This window comes from Candidatus Salinivivens marinus (assembly GCF_965655845.1).
Taxonomy (GTDB): domain Bacteria; phylum Pseudomonadota; class Alphaproteobacteria; order Rhodobacterales; family Rhodobacteraceae; genus Salinivivens; species Salinivivens marinus.
The window spans coordinates 123,653-143,232 of the sequence record NZ_CBFHHX010000007.1 but is presented as its reverse complement, the minus strand read 5'-3'; the positions used below and the strand labels follow the sequence as shown (position 1 = coordinate 143,232).

The 19,580-nt window shown below is 39.9% G+C and carries 18 protein-coding genes; 9 read left to right on the top strand and 9 right to left on the bottom strand.

All coding sequences use genetic code 11. The features are described 5' to 3' along the window. Nucleotides 1–2 precede the first annotated feature (2 nt). Together ACTF5Q_RS08140 and ACTF5Q_RS08135 are read right to left on the bottom strand one after the other, a co-directional pair. Complete coding sequence (locus tag ACTF5Q_RS08140; RefSeq protein WP_438954128.1) at nucleotides 3–1,175, bottom strand: biopolymer transporter ExbB; 1,173 nt, start codon at nucleotides 1,173–1,175, stop codon at nucleotides 3–5. Between the two features lie 121 nt (nucleotides 1,176–1,296). Then, on the bottom strand, nucleotides 1,297–1,761 hold the full coding sequence (locus tag ACTF5Q_RS08135) for a gamma-glutamylcyclotransferase (protein WP_438954127.1): 465 nt from the start codon (nucleotides 1,759–1,761) through the stop codon (nucleotides 1,297–1,299). A 70-nt stretch (nucleotides 1,762–1,831) separates the two neighbouring features. On the opposite strand from ACTF5Q_RS08135, the gene ACTF5Q_RS08130 reads away from it, so the two are divergent. From ACTF5Q_RS08130 to ACTF5Q_RS08095, 8 genes are all read left to right on the top strand, one after another. After that, the gene (locus ACTF5Q_RS08130; protein ID WP_438954126.1) at nucleotides 1,832–2,563 is read left to right on the top strand and encodes a DUF2125 domain-containing protein; all 732 of its coding nucleotides are present in this window, start codon (nucleotides 1,832–1,834) and stop codon (nucleotides 2,561–2,563) included. A gap of 134 nt (nucleotides 2,564–2,697) precedes the next feature. Then, nucleotides 2,698–4,185, top strand: a complete 1,488-nt coding sequence (locus ACTF5Q_RS08125; protein WP_438954125.1) for an ABC transporter substrate-binding protein — start codon at nucleotides 2,698–2,700, stop codon at nucleotides 4,183–4,185. A gap of 57 nt (nucleotides 4,186–4,242) precedes the next feature. Then, the gene (locus ACTF5Q_RS08120) at nucleotides 4,243–5,193 is read left to right on the top strand and encodes an ABC transporter permease (RefSeq protein ID WP_438954124.1); all 951 of its coding nucleotides are present in this window, start codon (nucleotides 4,243–4,245) and stop codon (nucleotides 5,191–5,193) included. 50 nt (nucleotides 5,194–5,243) lie between these two features. Continuing rightward, on the top strand, nucleotides 5,244–6,017 hold the full coding sequence (locus ACTF5Q_RS08115) for an ABC transporter permease (protein ID WP_438954142.1): 774 nt from the start codon (nucleotides 5,244–5,246) through the stop codon (nucleotides 6,015–6,017). Continuing rightward, nucleotides 6,014–7,597, top strand: coding sequence for a dipeptide ABC transporter ATP-binding protein (locus tag ACTF5Q_RS08110; protein WP_438954123.1), 1,584 nt, complete (start codon nucleotides 6,014–6,016; stop codon nucleotides 7,595–7,597). The genes ACTF5Q_RS08115 and ACTF5Q_RS08110 overlap by 4 nt, the downstream gene beginning before the upstream one ends. A gap of 15 nt (nucleotides 7,598–7,612) precedes the next feature. Then, nucleotides 7,613–9,049, top strand: coding sequence for an aldehyde dehydrogenase family protein (locus ACTF5Q_RS08105; protein ID WP_438954122.1), 1,437 nt, complete (start codon nucleotides 7,613–7,615; stop codon nucleotides 9,047–9,049). Between the two features lie 9 nt (nucleotides 9,050–9,058). Then, nucleotides 9,059–9,805 (top strand): SDR family oxidoreductase, encoded by a 747-nt coding sequence (locus tag ACTF5Q_RS08100; protein ID WP_438954121.1) that lies wholly within the window; start codon nucleotides 9,059–9,061, stop codon nucleotides 9,803–9,805. Then, entirely contained in the window at nucleotides 9,802–10,815 is a 1,014-nt protein-coding gene (locus ACTF5Q_RS08095) for a P1 family peptidase (RefSeq protein ID WP_438954120.1), read from the top strand. Before ACTF5Q_RS08100 ends, ACTF5Q_RS08095 begins: the two co-directional genes overlap by 4 nt. Here ACTF5Q_RS08095 and uvrC read toward each other — a convergent pair. The 7 genes from uvrC to hemE all read right to left on the bottom strand — a co-directional run bounded on the left by uvrC (nucleotide 10,812) and on the right by hemE (nucleotide 18,540). Continuing rightward, the gene (gene uvrC, locus ACTF5Q_RS08090; protein WP_438954119.1) at nucleotides 10,812–12,671 is read right to left on the bottom strand and encodes an excinuclease ABC subunit UvrC; all 1,860 of its coding nucleotides are present in this window, start codon (nucleotides 12,669–12,671) and stop codon (nucleotides 10,812–10,814) included. The genes ACTF5Q_RS08095 and uvrC overlap by 4 nt on opposite strands. Before the next feature lie 312 nt (nucleotides 12,672–12,983). Then, nucleotides 12,984–13,760 carry an SDR family oxidoreductase gene (locus ACTF5Q_RS08085; RefSeq protein WP_438954118.1) on the bottom strand — a complete coding sequence of 259 codons (777 nt, stop codon included), beginning with the start codon at nucleotides 13,758–13,760 and terminating at the stop codon, nucleotides 12,984–12,986. A gap of 15 nt (nucleotides 13,761–13,775) precedes the next feature. Then, on the bottom strand, nucleotides 13,776–14,711 hold the full coding sequence (locus tag ACTF5Q_RS08080) for a calcium/sodium antiporter (protein WP_438954117.1): 936 nt from the start codon (nucleotides 14,709–14,711) through the stop codon (nucleotides 13,776–13,778). 170 nt (nucleotides 14,712–14,881) lie between these two features. Then, nucleotides 14,882–15,685 (bottom strand): S49 family peptidase, encoded by an 804-nt coding sequence (locus tag ACTF5Q_RS08075; RefSeq protein ID WP_438954116.1) that lies wholly within the window; start codon nucleotides 15,683–15,685, stop codon nucleotides 14,882–14,884. 93 nt (nucleotides 15,686–15,778) lie between these two features. Continuing rightward, nucleotides 15,779–16,540: an ABC transporter permease gene (locus ACTF5Q_RS08070; RefSeq protein WP_438954115.1), complete on the bottom strand. Its 762-nt coding sequence runs from the start codon at nucleotides 16,538–16,540 to the stop codon at nucleotides 15,779–15,781. After that, nucleotides 16,537–17,466 carry an ABC transporter ATP-binding protein gene (locus ACTF5Q_RS08065; protein ID WP_438954114.1) on the bottom strand — a complete coding sequence of 310 codons (930 nt, stop codon included), beginning with the start codon at nucleotides 17,464–17,466 and terminating at the stop codon, nucleotides 16,537–16,539. The genes ACTF5Q_RS08070 and ACTF5Q_RS08065 overlap by 4 nt, the downstream gene beginning before the upstream one ends. A gap of 30 nt (nucleotides 17,467–17,496) precedes the next feature. After that, entirely contained in the window at nucleotides 17,497–18,540 is a 1,044-nt protein-coding gene (gene hemE / locus ACTF5Q_RS08060) for a uroporphyrinogen decarboxylase (protein WP_438954113.1), read from the bottom strand. A gap of 96 nt (nucleotides 18,541–18,636) precedes the next feature. On the opposite strand from hemE, the gene hemC reads away from it, so the two are divergent. Then, nucleotides 18,637–19,575, top strand: a complete 939-nt coding sequence (gene hemC / locus ACTF5Q_RS08055; RefSeq protein WP_438954112.1) for a hydroxymethylbilane synthase — start codon at nucleotides 18,637–18,639, stop codon at nucleotides 19,573–19,575. Nucleotides 19,576–19,580 lie beyond the last annotated feature (5 nt).

The window sequence follows — 19,580 nt, the reverse complement described above, 5'->3', positions numbered from 1 at the left end:
GTTTATGTTTTCCGATCAGAACTCTTAGCACTAGTTGATTGCAAACTATCTGCTAAATTAGCTATTTCTTCTCTGATAGCTTTGATAGCTTCCTGCCTTCCAACGGCTATTTCCTCTGATATGTGAAGCATTTGAACATCGATTGATCTTAGTCTCATCCTACTTTCAGCATCAATCCCAACCTCAACCGACTCTTTTGACTTAAGAAAATCTAATAATTGTTTCTGTGATTTAGTAAAATTGCCGATCAAATTCTCCAAATTAGACTTATTCTCGTCCATAACTTTAACAAATTTATCTTCTAGAATCGCAAACTCGCGATCGGTTGGTGCCATAGTGGATTGATCTTTATTTAAGAAACGCTCCATCAATTCGATTTGATCCCCTAAACGCTCGAAGATACCTAGGAGAATCGTGTTGTCTGTTGAAGAATTGCCTTCGTCTACTGTCACATTGAAACTAGTAATTGTAGAAAGCCATTCTTCAAGTTCACGATAAAATCTATTCTGCGCTTGACCTGCAAACAGTTCTAACAATCCAACTACTAATGATCCTGCAAGCCCCAATAAAGAAGAAGCAAAAGCAACCCCCATTCCGCTTAACTGTCCCTCAAGGCCACTCATCAATCTAGTAAAAACCTCAAAGCCTGTCTCACCCTCTTGAGGAGCTAGCGATCTTATTGTTTCTACAAGTGCTGGCACCGTTGTTGCCAAACCGTAGAATGTTCCCAATAGTCCTAGAAAAATCAACAAATTGACAATATAGCGAGTTATTTCTCGAGCCTCTTCGACTCGAGTAGAGACAGATTCAAGAATTGACTGCGATGAAGAAGCCGAGATTTGGATACTTGCTCCACGCGACCTTAACAAGGTTGCCAATGGAGCCAGTAGCTGGGGTGCCTTTGCAGAACCCTTATCTGGCTTATTTACGAACTCCTCTATCCAACGAACAGACTTTATTAACTGAACAACCTGAACAAAGCAGCTTATTACTCCAACAAAAAAGACAAAAAGGATAAAGCCGTTCAACCACAAATTAGCTGTAAATACTGCCAACACTCTCGGTGCCGCTACAACTGTTCCTGCACTGGTAAGCGCTAGAATGCTGAGCATCAACAAAACTTGACGTATTGGCTGAGAAAAATGTAGCTCGACCTCTTGTTCTAATTTTACCATAAAATAAGGCCTGTTTTAATTTTTCTTTAATTCTAACGCTCTGTGAACAAAAGTGAAAGCTATCAGCTCTTAATTTTCTTAACCTGTTGCACCAAATAGCGCAGATCAACGGAAGAAACTCCTAACTCCGTGAGTTTTTTTCAGTACTAAACAGATATTCATCATTACTACCGCGCCCTCCTTCTGCCTCCGCGATAATCTTTGCTTGCTCATCAAGCGTTAATTGACAGTACTGATCATGATCTTTCTTTATGACGAAAGTAATTGCTGTTACCAATTGTTTAGAAGTAGCTAACTCGACTTGAACTTCGGTTTCTTCATATGCCGATGACACGAGTTCTCTCTCTCGAAGATATAATAAAACTTGGGTATAGTTATCTGGGGATACCCTGAACACTACCCCCTTACAGCTGTGACCATTACATTTTTCCAAAGCCAAAACCAAACCAGGCCTTTTGACAGTTCCTCTATGATGAATTGACCACATGGAAAAACTTCGCTTGTAATTTTTTATTTCTGCAAGCTCACTTGTTTGAAATTCAAAACCTGGATTCCAAATTAAAGATCCATAGCCAAAAACATACATTAGCTACCCCTAGTATTTGGTGATAACTCACTTTAAAACAGAACTTCTTCCGCTATACTAGGAGAGAATTTTGGCACGCATATTAATACCAATACTACTGATGGCTATAATATGGAGTGGTTATTGGTTTTGGGGTGCCAACGATAACCTGGAAAATATTTATAAAAGTCTAGAAAACCCTAAGAGCGGCTCAATAAACATAAAATATGGATCAACTAGTCAGGTTGGTTTTCCAAATAGATACGACGTAACCGTGAATAATCTTTCAATTGAAAACCGCAATGGCAAACAAATTGCAACGTTTCCATTTATTCAAGTTATACGGCTGATTTATAATAAAAAGCACCAAATAATTATTTTCCCAAATGAATTATCTATCTATAATTTTAATATTAAATGGGAAAATGCAAAAGCCTCTATAGTAAAGGACACTTTTGAAGACAGATTGATAATTGAAGCCGAAAATCTAATGATTAATGACGAAAAAGAATTTCGCTTCCAGGCAAAAAAACTCCAAATATCGCTTTTGTATGAGAAATTTGTCAATGCAAAACCTGAGATTATTGTTAATTTTTCAGGAATAGAAACTGAACAGCAAAACATCGAGTTCAAACTTCAACTAAAGACTAATTTAAATTTTATTGATACTCCCACGCTGGACGTAGTCCATTTTTTAAATTCAATAAGTCAACCCAAAACTTGGATCGAGCTAAGTAAAGAAGATTACAAAATCGATGAAAGCTTTTCCATCGGAAATCAAGAGTTCCGTTTTTCAAGTCCTGCTTATCAATTATTCAAATAAAAGTCTGATGCTACACTAATATAACAAAGAATTAAGGAATTGGCTTAATTACTCCAAAATCATTGAAAAAATTTTTGGAGTTTTTTTTATTTTTGGGGATATAGTAAAGACATGGGAGAAAAAGGGAGACTAAAATGAAGTATCATTTTAAATTATTGCTATCCGCGGGGGTTATAGCAACATCATTAGGTATTCAAGGCGCACATGCAGCTAAAACTAGCATGACAATTGCGTTGCAGCTCGAACCCCCTCATTTGGATCCAACGAGTGCCGCAGCTGGTGCCATAGACAGTGTGCTTTACTCAAATGTATTCGAGGGTTTAACTCGATTTGCTTCGGATGGAGCAGTAATTCCTGGGTTAGCGAAATCATGGGAAATATCTGAGGACGGGACAGAATATATATTTCACTTAAATTCTGCTGTGACCTTCCATGATGGTTCAACAATGGATGCAAACGATGTTAAGTTTTCGTTAGATAGAGCAAGAGCAGAAGATAGCACAAACGCTCAAAAGGCCTTATTTTCTGGTATCAAAAATGTTGAAGTTTTGGCAAGCGATAAAGTCAAGGTAACTTTAGCTTCTCCGAATGGTAGTTTTCTATTTAATATGGCTTGGGGGGATGCAGTTATTGTTGCTCCCGAAACGATAGACGACATAAAAACTAATCCAGTAGGAACAGGCGCATTTAAATTCTCTAACTGGGTTCAAGGCGATAAAATTGAGCTACTAAGGAACGAGGAATATTGGGGCAAGCCTGCTCATCTAGAGACTGCAACCTTCAAATTTATTTCAGATCCAAGTGCTGCTTTCTCTGCAATGATGGCACAAGATATTGACGCATTTGCGGGATTTCCAGCTCCTGAAAATTTAGCGCAATTCGAATCAGACAGCCGCTTTCAGGTCTTGGTTGGAAATACCGAAGGTGAAACTATTTTGTCTACAAATAACAAAATGCCACCTTTGGACAATGTAAAAGTCAGAAAAGCCATCGCACACGCAATAGACAGGCGGGCAATTATAGATGGTGCAATGTTTGGTTATGGCACCCCAATTGGCACCCACTTCGCGCCACACCATCCAGACTATGTGGACCTAAAGGCAAACTCAAACTATGATCCTGAAATTTCAAAAAAACTTCTATCTGAAGCCGGATTTAGCGAGGGTTTCACAACAACTTTGAAACTACCACCCCCATCTTATGCGAGGCGCGGCGGTGAAATAATTGCGTCGCAATTAAGAGCCGTAGGAATCGAGACAGAAATTTCAAATTTAGAATGGGCTCAATGGTTAGAAGAAGTCTTTAGAGGCAAAGACTATGGTTTGACAATTGTAAGCCATACAGAACCAATGGATATAGGGATATACGCCCGGCCCGAATACTATTTTCAGTATGATAGTTCTGAATTTCAAGCGGTGATAAAGGCGCTCAATGTTGAAAGTAACCCACAAAAGCGAAGTGACCTTTTAAGGAAAGCCCAACGAATTATTTCAGAAGATTATGTAAATGGGTATCTTTTCGAGTTGGCTTTTCCAACAGTAGCAAATGCCAAAATTATGGGCCTTTGGGAAAACGCTCCAACCCAAGCAACTGATCTAACAGACGTTAAATGGGCTGACTAATTATTCAACTGCTATGTCCCCCATTATTTTGGGGGACATAATTAAACTGGCAAATTTATGATTAAATATTTTTTCAGACGCCTATTTACGTTTGTATTGAGTCTTGCCTTAGCATCCATTGTTATTTTTTCCCTGGTAGAAATTGCGCCCGGTGATCCGGCGAGCTTTATGCTTGGTATTAATGCGCAACCAGATACAATTGCAGCGCTTCGATCTGAACTGGGGTTGGATCAACCCAAAATAAATAGATATTTCGATTGGATAGGTGGAATGCTCACAGGAGATTTTGGCATCTCATACACATATAGAACAAACGTTACAGAAATGGTTGGAGACCGTTTATGGGTTTCACTTCCTTTGGCAATTTATGCGCTTTTTTTATCCACGGTAATTGCTATACCCACCGGAATATATGCCGCTGCAAAAAGAGGAAAAACCGGCGATTTTGCTGTTATAAGTGCAACTCAACTTGGAATTGCAATTCCAAACTTCTGGTTTGCAATAATTTTAGTTGGAATATTCGCAATCAAACTGCAATGGTTTTCTGCAGGAGGGTTCTCAGGTTGGAAGGATGGTCTCTTTAACGGAATTACCTCGCTTACCCTTCCCGCAATTGCTCTTGCGCTGCCTCAAGCTGCAATTTTGTCTCGTGTCATGCGAAGTGCTCTAATTGAGACGCTTGGAGAAGATTACATTCGCACTGCTCGCGCTAAAGGCCTAAGTTCATCGCAAACGATCTGGACACATGCACTTCGCAATGCTTTAATTCCAGTCCTTACAATAATTGGGCTTCAATTCTCTTTTTTACTGGCAGGCGCAATAATTATTGAGCAAGTATTTTATCTTCCAGGTTTGGGACGTCTCGTATTTCAAGCAATAACCCAAAGAGACTTAATCGTTGTAGAAAGTGTTGTTATGCTTCTTGTTTTTGCAGTGATACTGGTCAATTTTATCGTGGATATCACTTACATGTTAGTCGACCCAAGGTTACGACAGGACAGTATATGATACGACCAAGCACAAGCTTACAATTTGGTATTTTATTGTGCTTGATACCAATGATTATGGCTACTATTTCTTTTTTTTGGCAGCCATTCGATGTCACCGAACTAAATATATCAAACCGATTACAGCCTGTAAGTTTAACCCACCCATTTGGTACAGATCACTTTGGTCGGGATATGCTGTCAATGATAATGGTGGGAGCCCAAACATCAATTGCTGTAGCTTTTGTCGCGGTTGGGATTGGGGTGCTCTTTGGTGTCCCACTAGGACTATTCGCCGCAAACTGGAGGGGCAGTTTCATAGACGATGGCATAATGCGATTTAACGATTTGGTATTTGCATTTCCAAGTTTAGTAATCGCCATTCTCATTACTGCGATTGCTGGGCCAAGTGCATTCAATGCCATAGTTGCTATAGGAATTTTCAATATCCCAGTTTTTGCCCGTATTTCTAGGGGGGCTGCCTTATCTCTATGGCAACGTGAATTTATTTTATCTGCACAGGTTGCAGGAAAAACTGGTTTGCGAATTTCGACCGAACACGTCCTGCCCAATTTGATGCATATATTGATAGTACAAGCAACTATTCAATTTTCACTCGGTATTCTTGCAGAGGCTGGACTAAGTTACATAGGCTTGGGAGCACAACCTCCCACGCCGAGTTGGGGCAGAATGCTGGCAGATGCACAAACAATGGTTTCTTTGGCGCCAAGATTAGCAATTGTACCAGGAGTAGCGATTATTATAACAGTTTTAGGTTTAAATCTTTTAGGAGATGGACTGCGTGACGCACTTGATCCCAAGCTTAGAGGAAGCATGAAGAAATGACGCTTCTTTCGGTAAGAAATCTTTCTGTTGCAATTCACGAGAAACCGATCGTCAAAGATATTTCCTTTAATCTTGGTGCTGGTGAAATTCTAGCTCTAACTGGTGAGAGTGGGTCTGGTAAATCAATTTCTGCATTGGCCCTAATGGGTCTCTTACCCCTCGGCTCAAAAAAAGGGGGTATAATTAATTTTGACGGAAATGACCTTAATAAAATATCAGAAAACAAGTTTTGTAAGCTCAGGGGAAAAAAGATAAGTATGGTTTTTCAAGAACCAATGACAGCTCTAAATCCTTTGAAAAATATTGGAAGGCAAATCTCTGAAACATTAGTTCAACATAAAGCCTGTGCTCCACACGAATTAAAGAATCGAGTTCGAAATACAATGGACCGGGTTGGATTAAGCGGTATAGACCCGTCACGTTTCCCTCATCAACTGTCGGGGGGCCAACGTCAGCGTGTCGTCATTGCTATGGCTGTTTGTTTGGAACCAAGCATTTTAATTGCAGATGAGCCAACAACTGCTTTAGATGTAACAACACAGGCGAAAATCCTAGAACTTCTAAAAAAGTTTGCTGAACAAGATGGTATTAGCATTATTCTAATCACACATGATTTGGCGATAGTTGCAAATATTGCTAATTACTTAATTCTTATGAAAGAGGGCATTCTAGTAGATCAGGGAGAACCAAAAAAGGTTTTTAGAGACCTTGCACACCCATATACAAAAAAATTATTTTCAGCCTCCAGCCAAAAATTGATTTTAAAAGAAAATGAGATTTCCAAAGGAAAGCTACTAGAAGTAAATTCAGTATCGGTTAACTATAAATCTCACAATAGGGGACTTTTTTCAAAAGGTACATCTATCGAGGCGGTGAGCGATGTCTCATTCGATATCAAAAGAGGTGAGCGCCTAGGGTTAGTTGGGGAATCTGGCAGCGGAAAATCTACCCTAACAAGAACCATTCTGGGTTTGCAATCAACCAGCTCTGGCTACATAGAATTTGAAGGGAAAAAAATTTCTAAAGACAACAGAAGTTTTAAAAAAAATATACAGGTAGTTTTTCAGGACCCTTACGGTTCTTTCAATCCTAGGCACAAAGTCGAACGTTTAATTGCAGAACCCTTTTTTGCATTAGGTAAAGAAGCTCCTCATGAAACCGAGCAAAAAAGTATCGTGAAGGAAATGCTCGAAGAAGTTGGATTACCGCTAAACAGTACCGAAAAGTATATTCATGAATTCTCAGGCGGTCAGAGACAGCGCATAGCGATAGCCAGGGCACTTGTGATTAAACCGAAACTTATAATTTTCGATGAAGCTGTATCGGCGCTTGATTTATCAATTCGAAACCAAATTCTTAAACTTATTTCAGATTTAACGGAACGTCATGGGCTATCATATTTGTTTATCAGTCATGACCTTACAGTAATCGAAAATATCACTGAGAAATGTTTAGTTATGAAAAATGGAAAAATTGTCGAACAAGGACAAACTAAGCAAATTTTAAACGATCCAAGAAATGAGTATACTCATTCACTTATTGATGCTGCACCAAAGTTTCCTGAATTTGGTCATGCTTAATTAAAGGAATATATTATGACAGTAGATTTTCCGAATAAGCACTTTTTAATAAATGGTGAGTGGGTCTGCTCAAATACAGAAATAGACCTTATCAATCCATCAACAGGGGATGTTATTGCCCAAGTTTCTGAGGCAAATAATGAACATGTAAATGATGCGGTTGGCGTAGCAAAAGACACCCTTGAGAATACATGGAAAAATATAACTGCTCGAGAAAGGAGTACTCTTTTAAGTACACTCGGGCGCTTAATAGAAGAAAACTATGACGTACTCGCCAGCCTAGAGGCCACAGATGTTGGTAAGCCGCTCCGGCAAGCACAAGCAGACGTAAAGGCTCTAGCTCGATATATGGAATTTTATGCAGGTGCGGCGGATAAACTGCATGGTGATACAATCCCATATCTAGAGGATTATACAGTTTATACTTTACGAGAACCTCATGGCGTATGCGCGCATATAATCCCCTGGAACTACCCAATGCAAATAATTGGCAGATCTGTAGGAGCAGCACTTGCAACTGGAAACACCTGTATCCTTAAACCGGCTGAAGAAGCCTGCTTAACTGCATTAGCATTTGGCGCATTAACAAAAAAAGCTGGCTTCCCCGATGGGGTTTTAAATATTGTAACAGGTTCAGGAAAGACGGGGGCAAGCCTAAGCCAACACAGCGATATCGATCATATTAGCTTCACTGGATCTGTATCAACTGGCATCAAAATTCAACAATCCGCTGCACAAAATGTTATCCCTGTTACTCTAGAACTTGGAGGAAAATCTCCGCAAATTGTCTTTGCTGATGCAGACCTAGATGCAGCGTTACCTTTTTTAGTTAATGCAGGAGTACAAAACGCTGGGCAAACCTGCTCAGCTTCAAGCCGCATCCTAGTCCAAAAGGAAGTTTATCCAAAAGTTGTATCAATGATGACCAAGCAGTATGAGATGCTTTTGGTTGGATCTGCCATGGATGATTTAGACGTTGGACCTCTAATATCGAAAAAACAACATGAAATCGTTTCAAACTATATTCAACAAGGTAAAGATTTAGAGTTAGTAGCAACCGGCAAATACAAAGAAGAAATAAATAAGGGTGGTTTTTATTGCTTACCTCATCTTTTTGTAGACGTTCCCGCCGACCACAGTTTGGCGCAAAATGAAATATTCGGACCAGTTCAAATTATTATGCCTTTCGACGACGAAGACCACGCGGTCGAGATTGCAAATGGGACTGGTTTTGGGCTGGTGGCTTCAGTCTGGACACAAGATGGATCAAAACAAATGCGAATGGCTAAACGTCTAAAATCTGGTCAAGTTTTCATAAACAACTATGGAGCAGGTGGTGGAGTTGAACTTCCATTCGGTGGGCGCGGCTTATCTGGCCATGGACGTGAAAAGGGTTTTGAGGCAATGTTTGGTTTTACAACAATCAAAACGGTAGCTCATTACCATGGTTAGGAAGTCTTTATGAGATTAAACGGCAAAAGAGCAATAGTTACTGGGGCTGCTTCTGGATTTGGTGCTGGCATCGCTAAAAAATTTATTGAAGAGGGCGCTGAGGTACTTATTGCGGATCTAAATGAGAAAATGGCACGAAAAGTTGCTTTAGATCTTGGTGAACGCGCTTATCCATTTTTGGTTGACGTTTCAAAAAGAAAATCTGTAGCAAAGTTGAAAGATTTTTCATTATCGCACTTTGGCATACCCGACATTATCGTAAACAATGCAGGAATAACGCATACCCCTGACGCCTTGGAAAATATTTCAGAAGATGACTTTGATAAAGTATTTTTTGTTAATTGTAAGTCGGTTTACCTAATGGCTCAGCTATTTGTACCAGAAATGAAAGAACAAAAATCTGGGGTTTTTCTAAATGTTGCATCCACTGCAGGCGTTTCCCCTCGACCAAATTTAAATTGGTATAATGCATCTAAAGGATGGATGAACACTGCAACGAAAACTATGGCTATCGAACTCGCCCTCCACGGTATAAGAGTCAATGCAATTAACCCAGTAGCGGGCGAAACCCCGCTATTAGCCACCTTCATGGGCGAAGATACCCCAATGATACGATCTAAATTTCTATCAACCATACCCCTTGGAAGGTTTTCAACTCCAGAAGACATGGGAAATGCCGCCTGTTTCCTTTGCTCTGATGAAGCATCAATGATAACTGGCGTATGCCTTGAGGTTGATGGAGGACGCTGTATATGACCTTTAAACCAGGCTCTAAAAATTTAATTACTGATGTGCCGGGATTGATTGTTGGAAATGCAGAGGATCACATCCTGAAATCGGGCGTTAGCGTTTTGACAAGTTCAAACCCAATGACAGCTTCATACTGTGTTATGGGTGGTGCACCTGGTACCCGAGAAACTGATTTGCTCGAGCCGGATAAAACAGTACATGGTATTAATGCTATTGTTCTTTCCGGAGGGTCTGCCTTTGGTTTGGACGCTACAAATGGTGTGGTAGAATATTTACGTGAACAAGGTAAAGGCTTTGCAATGGGCCCTTTCAATGTACCAATTGTTCCTACAGCAATTATTTTTGATTTACGAAACGGCGGAGATAAAACTTGGCATAAAAATCCATATCCAGCACTGGGGAGACAAGCAATTGAAAATGCGTCAGAAAACTTTCAGTTAGGAAGCCATGGGGCGGGCTTTGGTGCAACAACCGGACAAGTAAAAGGTGGACTAGGATCAGCCTCTTCTATACTGAGTAATGGAGTAATAGTTGGCGCGTTAGTCATCGTTAACGCAATGGGAAATGTTATTGACCCAGTTTCTGGAAAGTTTTGGGCCGCGCCTTTCGAAGTTGAAAATGAGTTCGGCGGGTATGGGGCTCCTGGGGATGCTATTTACGGCTCTGCACTCAAATATAGCAAGATTAATTCAATAAAAGAGGGAGCTAATTCAACAATAGGCATCGTTGCCACCAATGCAACAATTACAAAGTCTGAAGCAAAGCGTGTTGCGACGTGTGCGCATGATGGCCTTTCTAGAGCCATCGTCCCATCCCACTTACCGTACGATGGCGACTTGGTCTTTTCTGTTAGTACCGGAGAGCTAAATATAATATTTTCAAACGAAGAGTTTGCAGAGCTATGCCATTTATCAAGTGTCACAATGTCTCGTGCTATTGCTAGAGCTGTTTATCATGCTTCTTCAAATGAAAACGATACTATGAAGTGTTTTCAGGATAAGTATGAAACGATCTAAGTATCATTGAAATGATTATAGATACGCTCCGCCAGACCAGATGATATACCATCGACTGACTTTAGATCAGATAAGTGCGCACTCTTAATGCGCTTAGATGAACCAAAGTGATCAAGAAGAGCTCTTTTGCGGGAGGCACCAACGCCTGGTATATCGTCTAATAGATTAGCAGAAATCGTTTTTGACCTTTTTGATCTATGGGTCCCAATAACAAAATTATGAACTTCGTCCCGCATCCTTTGTATAAAATATAGAACTGGATCATTTTTTCCTAATGCAAAAGCAGGCCGATTGAGCATATAAAATTCTTCTTTTCCATGGTTGCGATCGACACCTTTGGCGACACCTACCATAGCCACATCCTCAATACCAAGGTCCGCCAAAACTTTCCCAACTGCACTGACTTGCCCTGCTCCACCGTCAATAATTATTAAGTCTGGCCACATACCAAGGCCTCTATCAGGATCCTCTTTACTTAATCGTCTTATCCGTCTTTCGAGGACCTCTCGCATCATTCCAAAATCATCACCAGGAACAAGGTTTTCATTTTTGAAATTAAACTTTCGATATTGGTTTTTCATAAACCCATCTGGGCCAACAACAACCATCGCGCCGACCGCATGCGCACCCTGTATATGCGAATTATCAAAGACTTCTATCCGTCTTGGCGTTGATCTTAACCCAAAAACTTTTGCTAAATCTTTAAGAAGTTTAGTTTGGGTAGCCGTTTCGGCCATTTTTCTATTTAAGCTACCAACCGCATTACGAAGGGCACCACTAACTAGCTCCAACCTTTCCCCTCTTTTAGGAACAGATACCTCAACTTTACGACTTAATCTCTCCGATAGTAAATCTGTAATTAAATCGGAGTTTTCTGGCTCGTGAGATAGAATTAGTAATCTTGCAGGTTCCTTGGAATTATAAAACTGACCAATAAAACCTTCCATAATTTCCGCATTGGACATATCATCAGATATCTTTGGATAAAAATCACTATTACCCCAATTTTGATGCGCTCTTATAAAAAATACTTGGACACACGCATGACCCTTATCTACATGCAGGGCAATAACATCAGCCTCTTTTACAGAGCGAGGATTAATCCCTTGTCTGGTTTGCACCTGGGTTAAAGCGCCTATTCGGTCTCTAATAGAAGCCGCTTTTTCAAACTCCATCTGATCTGATGCTCGCTTCATTTCTTTTGCCAGATTTTCCTGAATATTGGTTGTTTTACCAGAAAGAAAATTTTGAGCATCTTTAACGCTTTTAAAATATTCCTGTTCAGAGATACGCCCCACGCACGGCGCCGAACAGCGTTTAATCTGATACTGAAGGCAGGGTCTTGTACGATTACTAAAAATACTGTCTGAACAATTCCTTAGCATGAACGCCTTTTGCAACTGGTTTAAAGTTCGATTTACCGCACTTGCACTCGCGAAAGGACCAAAATAAGATCCTTTTTCTTTTTTATTGCCCCGATGCTTTTTTAATTGTGGGAAGCTATGCTCCTTGGATACCAAGATATTTGGAAACGACTTGTCATCTCGTAACAAAACATTGTAGCGCGGTTTTAATTGCTTGATAAGGTTTTGCTCTAAAAGCAGTGCCTCCGTTTCGGTACTAGTTGTCAAAAACATCATAGACGCAGTTTCTGAAATCATGCGTGCGATTCTAGATGAGTGACTCGGTGAAGGTCGTGAGTAACTTGAAACTCGGTTTCTTAGATTACGGGCTTTTCCAACATACAGTACTCTGTTTTGTTCATCAAGCATTCGATAAACCCCTGGCGAGTTATCCAGAGCGGTTAAGTACGAGTGTATCAACTCATAACCTGAATTTTTATTTGAAGGCTTCATTTTTTAAGAGTCTTGTAAGGATGAAATTGATTCTCTAATGGCTGCAATGAAAGCGGAAATTTTTCAAGAGGAAATGTTTCCACGTCTCCTGTGGATAAACCTGAAGATAACTTTTTGAAAATAGGAATTTTTTGTTGTATTTTCGGCATTTCACTGATTTGCCTAAAATTTAGGCAAAATACTAACCTATTGTTTTTATTAGTTTTATTTTTTATCTTTTTAGTAAACGGCTGAAATTATTACATTTTTAAAACTATAACATCTATTTTAACTGCTGCAGTGCAAAACTATCACCCAAAATCAAGTTGTAATCTACTCAACTCCTTGAATATCAGGTGTTTTCCAGCCTAGATGCTGTCCACCATCCACACATAGCAGCTGCCCCGTTACGCTTTTAGCATCAATAAAGTAACCAACAGCAGAAGTTATATCTTCGGCGTTAGCTCCTCGCTCTAAAATCGTATTTTTTCTTTGCCCATCAAAATGATATTCCTTTTGACGTGCTCCAATCAAAGTAGGCCCCGGACCAATTGCGTTTACCCTAATGCCCGGAGCAAGAGCTCTGGCGGCAGTTTGCGTCATTGCCCATAAACCCATCTTTGCAATAGTATAGCTTGCAAAATCTGGTGTTAGCTTTTTAACTCTCTGATCGATCATATTCAGGACTAACCCTTGGGAGATTGGCTCATTTTTTTCATCTAAGATTGGTGCCAGGGATTGCTTTGCAAAGTTCTGTGTTAATACGAATGGCGCTCTTAAATTACTCTCAATATGACGATCCCAACTTTTGCGGGTTGCATCTTCAAAACTATCATACTCAAATATAGAAGCATTATTAACCAATAAAGTAATTTGCCCGCCGATCGCTTCAGACGCGCGATTTACTAATTCCTTTACCTCGTTCTCAACCAGCAAATCACATTTAAGGCACTCAGATATACGGCCGAGATCATTTATGTCTTTGGTGACATCAAGCGCCTCGCTTTCTGAATTATTATAGTGTACGACCACATCATACCCGCGACTTGCCAGGTATGTTGATATCTCACGGCCTAACCGTTTAGCCCCACCGGTTACTAATGCACGCATTACTAAATTTCACTTTCATTGAACCGTTAAATACAGATAGCTCGCATACGCGAGCGTCAAGAAGGCACCCCAAAGCCTGTTAATGCTAAGCCCCATAAAAACAAATGGAAACAAAACAATACCTGCCCCTAACATTATCCAAAAATCAAATTCGAAAAACGAAGAGGATATCGGGATATCTCCAAACATTGTGGTTATTCCCACTATCGCGAGTATATTAAATATATTTGATCCTATCACGTTGCCCAGTGCAACATCAGCCTGTCTTCGAACAGCAGCCATAAATGTGGTTGCAAGTTCAGGCAGAGAAGTGCCAACTGCTACGAGTGTCAACCCAACCACCTCATCAGATATACCATAAGATGTGGCTATCAATGAGGCATTTTTTACTAATATGTCAGCACCAATTGGCAAGCCTATTAATCCTAAAGACAAGAAGAGCATTATTTTCCACAGTGCGAGGTTTGGATCCACATTTTCCACCTCTGAATAGGATACTTCTGCATTTCCCTTTAAACTGTCTCGAAAAGCTATAGATAGAAACAAGGTTAATAGAATTAGGAAGATAATTCCTTCAGAAACTGAAAAATTACCTAGGAATGCTAACGAGAGAAAAACAAGTGTTGCAAGCATCATAAACACATAGTTTTTTCCCGTCTTACACTCACTTGTATTAATTCCAGCAATTAGAGCAGGTATACCCAAGACAAGAAGAACATTTGCGATATTTGAGCCAACTACATTTCCCAAAGCAATTCCCGGTGAATTGTCTAAGGTAGCTCTAATTGCTACCAATAATTCAGGAGCCGATGTGCCTAATGCAACCACTGTTAAAGAGACGATAAACGCTGGAATTTTAATCCTTAAGCTAAAATTTACCGCACCACGGACGAGAATATCACCAGCAATTAAGAGGATGATCAGACCGATAAGTGCTTGAAGCCAAACCATAACTATCCAGATTTTTTAGAACATTGACAATCTTTGCCGATTTTAAATTTACCGCACTTATTACATCGTTTAGAATTTAACAGTTTAACTTTTGGTACCCTCAATTTTCCAAACATGGCCATCACGCCCATCACGATTAAAAAAAGAACTACAATCTTTAAGATCATCTTTTAAAGCCCATACTTAGCAAATTCTGCCCTTTCCTCCACTAGGCTGATTGCATCATTTGCAATGCTAACTCCAAATCTCTGAGATAGAGATTTTTTCTGACTATATTCCTTAAAACGAGTTTTTTCGCCAAATCTCTCTTTCAAAACCGGAACAAAGTGCCCTATACCATCTATTAAACCAAGTTCTTTTGCTCGAGCGGCCAACCAAATCTCTCCTGTAAACAGATCATGATCGGTCGATAATTTTCCATCTCTAGCCCCATTCACGTGAGATATAAAAACTTCATGTAACTGCGAAAGAATATCCTTTAATCTTTTGACATCTTCAGCTTTTTCTTTCTTAAAAGGATCAAGCATCGACTTAGATTTACCAGCGGTATATACTCTCCTCTCAATTCCATATCTTGAAAGCAACTCTTGCAAACCAAATCCTGAGGAAATTACACCAATAGAACCAATAATAGAGGCATGGTCTGCATAAATTTCATCAGCGGCTGATGCTATCCAATACCCACCAGATGCGGCAACATCCTCCACAAATGCAATAGTAGGCACCTCTGTTTCTTCCGATAGTCTTTTAATCCTGTCGCCGACAAGAGAAGACTGGACTGGCGATCCACCGGGTGAATTAATAATGAAAGCAACGGCACTGGGATTTCCTTTTCGGAATGCTTTCTCAAGTGTGGGTGCAATCACACTATCAGAAATACCCCCACGCGCTCCTGACGAAATTAGACCGTTGAGCCGAACTACTGAAACCGTCTTTCGCCTGTTCAATTTGTTGAGGAAAGGTATACGTAACATAAGTATCATTTAGGCACAGTGCTCATTTACTTCAATATACAGATTACTTAAACCTGCTACTAGCGACATTTATTCAACATGGGTTTAGTTGCATTATGGCCTTAGTCTCCAACCAGTTTTGAAAATTAAAAAAATTATAAAGATACAGAAAACAGTAAATATTGTTATAGCAAAAAGACTTGCTGCTATGGAAACGTCAGAATTATTGTAAAAAGCCCACCTGAATCCTGAAATCAAATAAACAACTGGATTAAAAAGGCTTACAACTTGCCAGAATTTTGGAAGCATCGATATCGAATAAAATGACCCACCCAAGAAAACTAAGGGAGTGATTATTAACAAGGGTACTAATTGCAGCTGTTCAAAATTGTTTGCCCAAATTCCTAGGATGAAGCCAAGTAACGAAAAAGAGATGCAAGTCACCACTAATAAAAAAATCAAAATAAAAGGGTGAATGATTTCTATATCGACAAAGAATAGTGATGTCGCCAATATTACTAAACCAATAAACAAAGCTTTAGATGCCGCAGCACCGACATATCCAATAACAATTTCCAAAAAATTTACAGGAGCTGACAGAACCTCATATATGGTTCCAATAAACTTTGGGAAATAAATACCAAATGATGCATTTGAAACCGCCTGCGTCATTACGCTGAGCATAATCAATCCAGGCACTATGAATGCACCGTAACTAACACCATCAACAGCATCTATCCGGCCACCAATTGCCGCCCCAAAAACGACAAAATACAAACAAGTTGATATGACTGGAGAGACAAAACTCTGTAATAATGTTCTAAAAAATCTAGACATTTCAAAAATATATATTGCTCGTATAGATCGAAAATTCATTTAGACGGCTCCTCGATTAGTGAGACGAATATTTCTTCTAATGAGGACTGTGATGTTTTCAAATCACTTATTTGCAAATTTGAAATCGAAATCTCATTTAGTAATTTCGTAATTTCATTACTAGAAGCTTTAGCATCATATAGATAATTTATGGTCAAACCATCGTTTGAAAGGTAGAGATCAAAGTTTTGCAGTTTAACAGGAATGACCGCAATTGGAGATTGTAATGAGATCTCTACTTTTTTCCGGCCCATTCGCTTCATTAAAGCTTTTTTCTCTTCCAATAAAATTAACTTACCCTTTGAGATTACTCCAACTCGATCAGCGATTGCTTCTGCTTCTTCGATGTAATGCGTGGTCAATATTATTGTAACACCTTGAGACTTTAAATCAGACACCAGTTTCCACATGTCTCTTCTTAACTCTACATCTACACCTGCAGATGGTTCGTCGAGGAATAATACTCTTGGCTCGTGCGCCAAAGCTTTAGCAATTAGCACGCGTCTTTTCATACCGCCTGACAACTGCAAAATTTTAGAATCTTTTTTGTCCCACAACGATAACTGGCGGAGAACTATTTCTATTTGATCATCATTAGGACTCTTTCCAAATAAGCCTCTTGAAAAACGCACTGTATTGATAACTTTTTCAAACGGCTCCAATGCAATTTCTTGGGGCACCAAGCCAATTAGAGATCGTGCCAACCGATAATTCGATCTCGTGTCAAATCCCCCAACTGTTACTTGACCCGCCGTTGGCACAACCAGTCCACAAACTGCAGAAATAAGAGTAGTCTTTCCCGCCCCGTTCGGCCCAAGGAGGGCAAGAATTTCACCCTCGTTAACATCAAAAGAGACGTTTTCAAGCGCTACTTGTCCATCATTATATCTTTTCGAAAGTCCAGTAATAGACAGCATATTTGTCATGTTAAAATATTCTTTTGATGGAAGTATCAATCAGGAACGTTTAAAGTTTCTAATTGTTTCTATCATTAGGGCAACGTTATCTGGGTTAGCTTCAGGGGTAATACCATGACCTAAGTTAAATATATGAGGACCTTGTGACAAATCTGAAACTATAGTTTCGATTTCATCAATCATATTTTGACCACCTGAGACCATATGAGAAGAGTTTAAATTTCCCTGTATACAACCATCCTTTTGTAAATATTTAGCAGCCCATGCTGAACTTATACTATCGTCAATCGCGAGACAGTCTGCACCTGTGGATTTTAAAAAGCCTTTGTAACAATCGCCCGCCTGTCTCGGGAAAACTATTATTGGCACCGTTGGATATTTGGCTTTTAACTCCATTACTATCTTTTTTGTCGGCTCATGAGCATATTTATAAAAATCATCTCCTTTCAAAGAACCGGCCCAGCTATCAAATATTTTTACCACCTCAGCTCCCGCATCAATTTGTGCAGACAAGTATTTAATGGTTGCTTTTGTCAAAATCTCAATCAAATTTTCAAAAACTAATATATTATTATCTTTTAAATCATGCGCTGGCTTTTGATCCGGCGTACCCCTTCCGGCAATCATATAAGTGGCGACCGTCCATGGAGCTCCTGCAAAACCAATAAGTGTTGTCTCTTCGGGCAATTCTTTTGATAAAATCCGGACAGTCTCATAGACTGGACGCAATGTATCGTGAATTTCATCAACAGGCTTAAGCAAATTCAATTCATCGGTAGAGTTAATTGTTGATAGCCTTGGACCCTCGCCCGTTACGAACCACAAATCTGCCCCCAGAGCTTGGGGAAGAAGCAGGATATCAGCGAATAAAATTGCCGCATCAAATCCATATCTTCTAATCGGTTGCAACGTAACTTCAGCAGCAAGATCACTGTTGTAACATAGTGATAAAAAGTCACCCGCTTGAGCTCTGGTCTCCCTGTACTCTGGCAAGTAACGACCAGCCTGACGCATCATCCAAATAGGCGGTGTGTCTAGCACTTCGCCAGCAAGAGCTTTTAAAATTTTTTTCTTAATGGTCATTCTTCTGCCTTTCTCTGAGTACTTGGTTCACGTTCTTTAAATAAATGTCAAGCTTGGTATCTTGCTTTGATGCAAAACACCGCTTAAACCCTATTTATGAAATTAAAATTACCAGATCCGAAATCACCATTGCGCATTGGTACCAGGGGTTCACCTCTAGCGTTGGCACAAGCATATGAAACAAGAGAGAGACTTAGCATAGCATACGGCTTGTCACTCGACTCATTTGAAATTGTTGTAATTAAAACAACTGGCGATAAAGTCCTTGATCGCCCTCTAAAAGAGATTGGTGGAAAAGGACTTTTTACCAAAGAAATTGAAGAAGCATTACTACAAGAGAGTATTGATATTGCAGTGCACTCAATGAAAGATATGCCCGTTCAGCAGCCCAACGGCCTAATTTTGGACACATTCTTGCCCAGAGAAGATGTGCGAGATGCATTTGTATCGAGGATCCACACAAGTTTAGCAGATATTCCACAAGGGGCTACGGTGGGCACTTCATCGCTCAGACGAAAAGCTCAAATTATGTCAAAGCGTCCTGATTTAAAAATAGTAGAATTTCGCGGGAACGTGCAAACAAGGCTGAAGAAGTTAGACGACGGTGTGGCTGAGTGTACATTTTTAGCAGTTGCTGGACTAAATCGTCTTAAGATGGAAGATATAATAACTGCACCTATTTCAACAGACGAGATGCTTCCAGCCGTTGCACAAGGTGCAATAGGCATTGAGCGTCGTGAAAAGGACATAAAAGTTGCAACAATGCTAGAAGCAATTCACAATTCTGCAACGGGATTGCTACTGTCTGCCGAAAGAGCTTTCTTAGAAGCCTTAGATGGTTCATGTGAGACCCCGATCGCCGGGTTGGCTGAGTTTAAAAATGAGAACCTTAGATTTCGCGGCGAGATTTTAAAAACTGATGGATCCGAGGTTTTTAGTGATGAGCAAGTAGTTTCTAAAGAGGACGCCACTCTCGTCGGCATTGAAATGGCGCAAAAACTATTAAGTCAAGCAGGCAATGATTTCTTTTCATGATCAGG

Bases quoted from the DNA above. Each gene is read 5' to 3' on its own strand.
- ACTF5Q_RS08140 (WP_438954128.1), bottom strand. From the start codon at position 1,175: ATGGTAAAATTAGAACAAGAGGTCGAGCTACATTTTTCTCAGCCAATA.
- ACTF5Q_RS08135 (WP_438954127.1), bottom strand. From the start codon at position 1,761: ATGTATGTTTTTGGCTATGGATCTTTAATTTGGAATCCAGGTTTTGAA.
- ACTF5Q_RS08125 (WP_438954125.1), top strand. From the start codon at position 2,698: ATGAAGTATCATTTTAAATTATTGCTATCCGCGGGGGTTATAGCAACA.
- ACTF5Q_RS08120 (WP_438954124.1), top strand. From the start codon at position 4,243: ATGATTAAATATTTTTTCAGACGCCTATTTACGTTTGTATTGAGTCTT.
- ACTF5Q_RS08115 (WP_438954142.1), top strand. From the start codon at position 5,244: ATGATTATGGCTACTATTTCTTTTTTTTGGCAGCCATTCGATGTCACC.
- ACTF5Q_RS08110 (WP_438954123.1), top strand. From the start codon at position 6,014: ATGACGCTTCTTTCGGTAAGAAATCTTTCTGTTGCAATTCACGAGAAA.
- ACTF5Q_RS08105 (WP_438954122.1), top strand. From the start codon at position 7,613: ATGACAGTAGATTTTCCGAATAAGCACTTTTTAATAAATGGTGAGTGG.
- ACTF5Q_RS08100 (WP_438954121.1), top strand. From the start codon at position 9,059: ATGAGATTAAACGGCAAAAGAGCAATAGTTACTGGGGCTGCTTCTGGA.
- ACTF5Q_RS08095 (WP_438954120.1), top strand. From the start codon at position 9,802: ATGACCTTTAAACCAGGCTCTAAAAATTTAATTACTGATGTGCCGGGA.
- uvrC (WP_438954119.1), bottom strand. From the start codon at position 12,671: ATGAAGCCTTCAAATAAAAATTCAGGTTATGAGTTGATACACTCGTAC.
- ACTF5Q_RS08085 (WP_438954118.1), bottom strand. From the start codon at position 13,760: ATGCGTGCATTAGTAACCGGTGGGGCTAAACGGTTAGGCCGTGAGATA.
- ACTF5Q_RS08080 (WP_438954117.1), bottom strand. From the start codon at position 14,711: ATGGTTTGGCTTCAAGCACTTATCGGTCTGATCATCCTCTTAATTGCT.
- ACTF5Q_RS08075 (WP_438954116.1), bottom strand. From the start codon at position 15,685: ATGTTACGTATACCTTTCCTCAACAAATTGAACAGGCGAAAGACGGTT.
- ACTF5Q_RS08070 (WP_438954115.1), bottom strand. From the start codon at position 16,540: ATGAATTTTCGATCTATACGAGCAATATATATTTTTGAAATGTCTAGA.
- ACTF5Q_RS08065 (WP_438954114.1), bottom strand. From the start codon at position 17,466: ATGACAAATATGCTGTCTATTACTGGACTTTCGAAAAGATATAATGAT.
- hemE (WP_438954113.1), bottom strand. From the start codon at position 18,540: ATGACCATTAAGAAAAAAATTTTAAAAGCTCTTGCTGGCGAAGTGCTA.
- hemC (WP_438954112.1), top strand. From the start codon at position 18,637: ATGAAATTAAAATTACCAGATCCGAAATCACCATTGCGCATTGGTACC.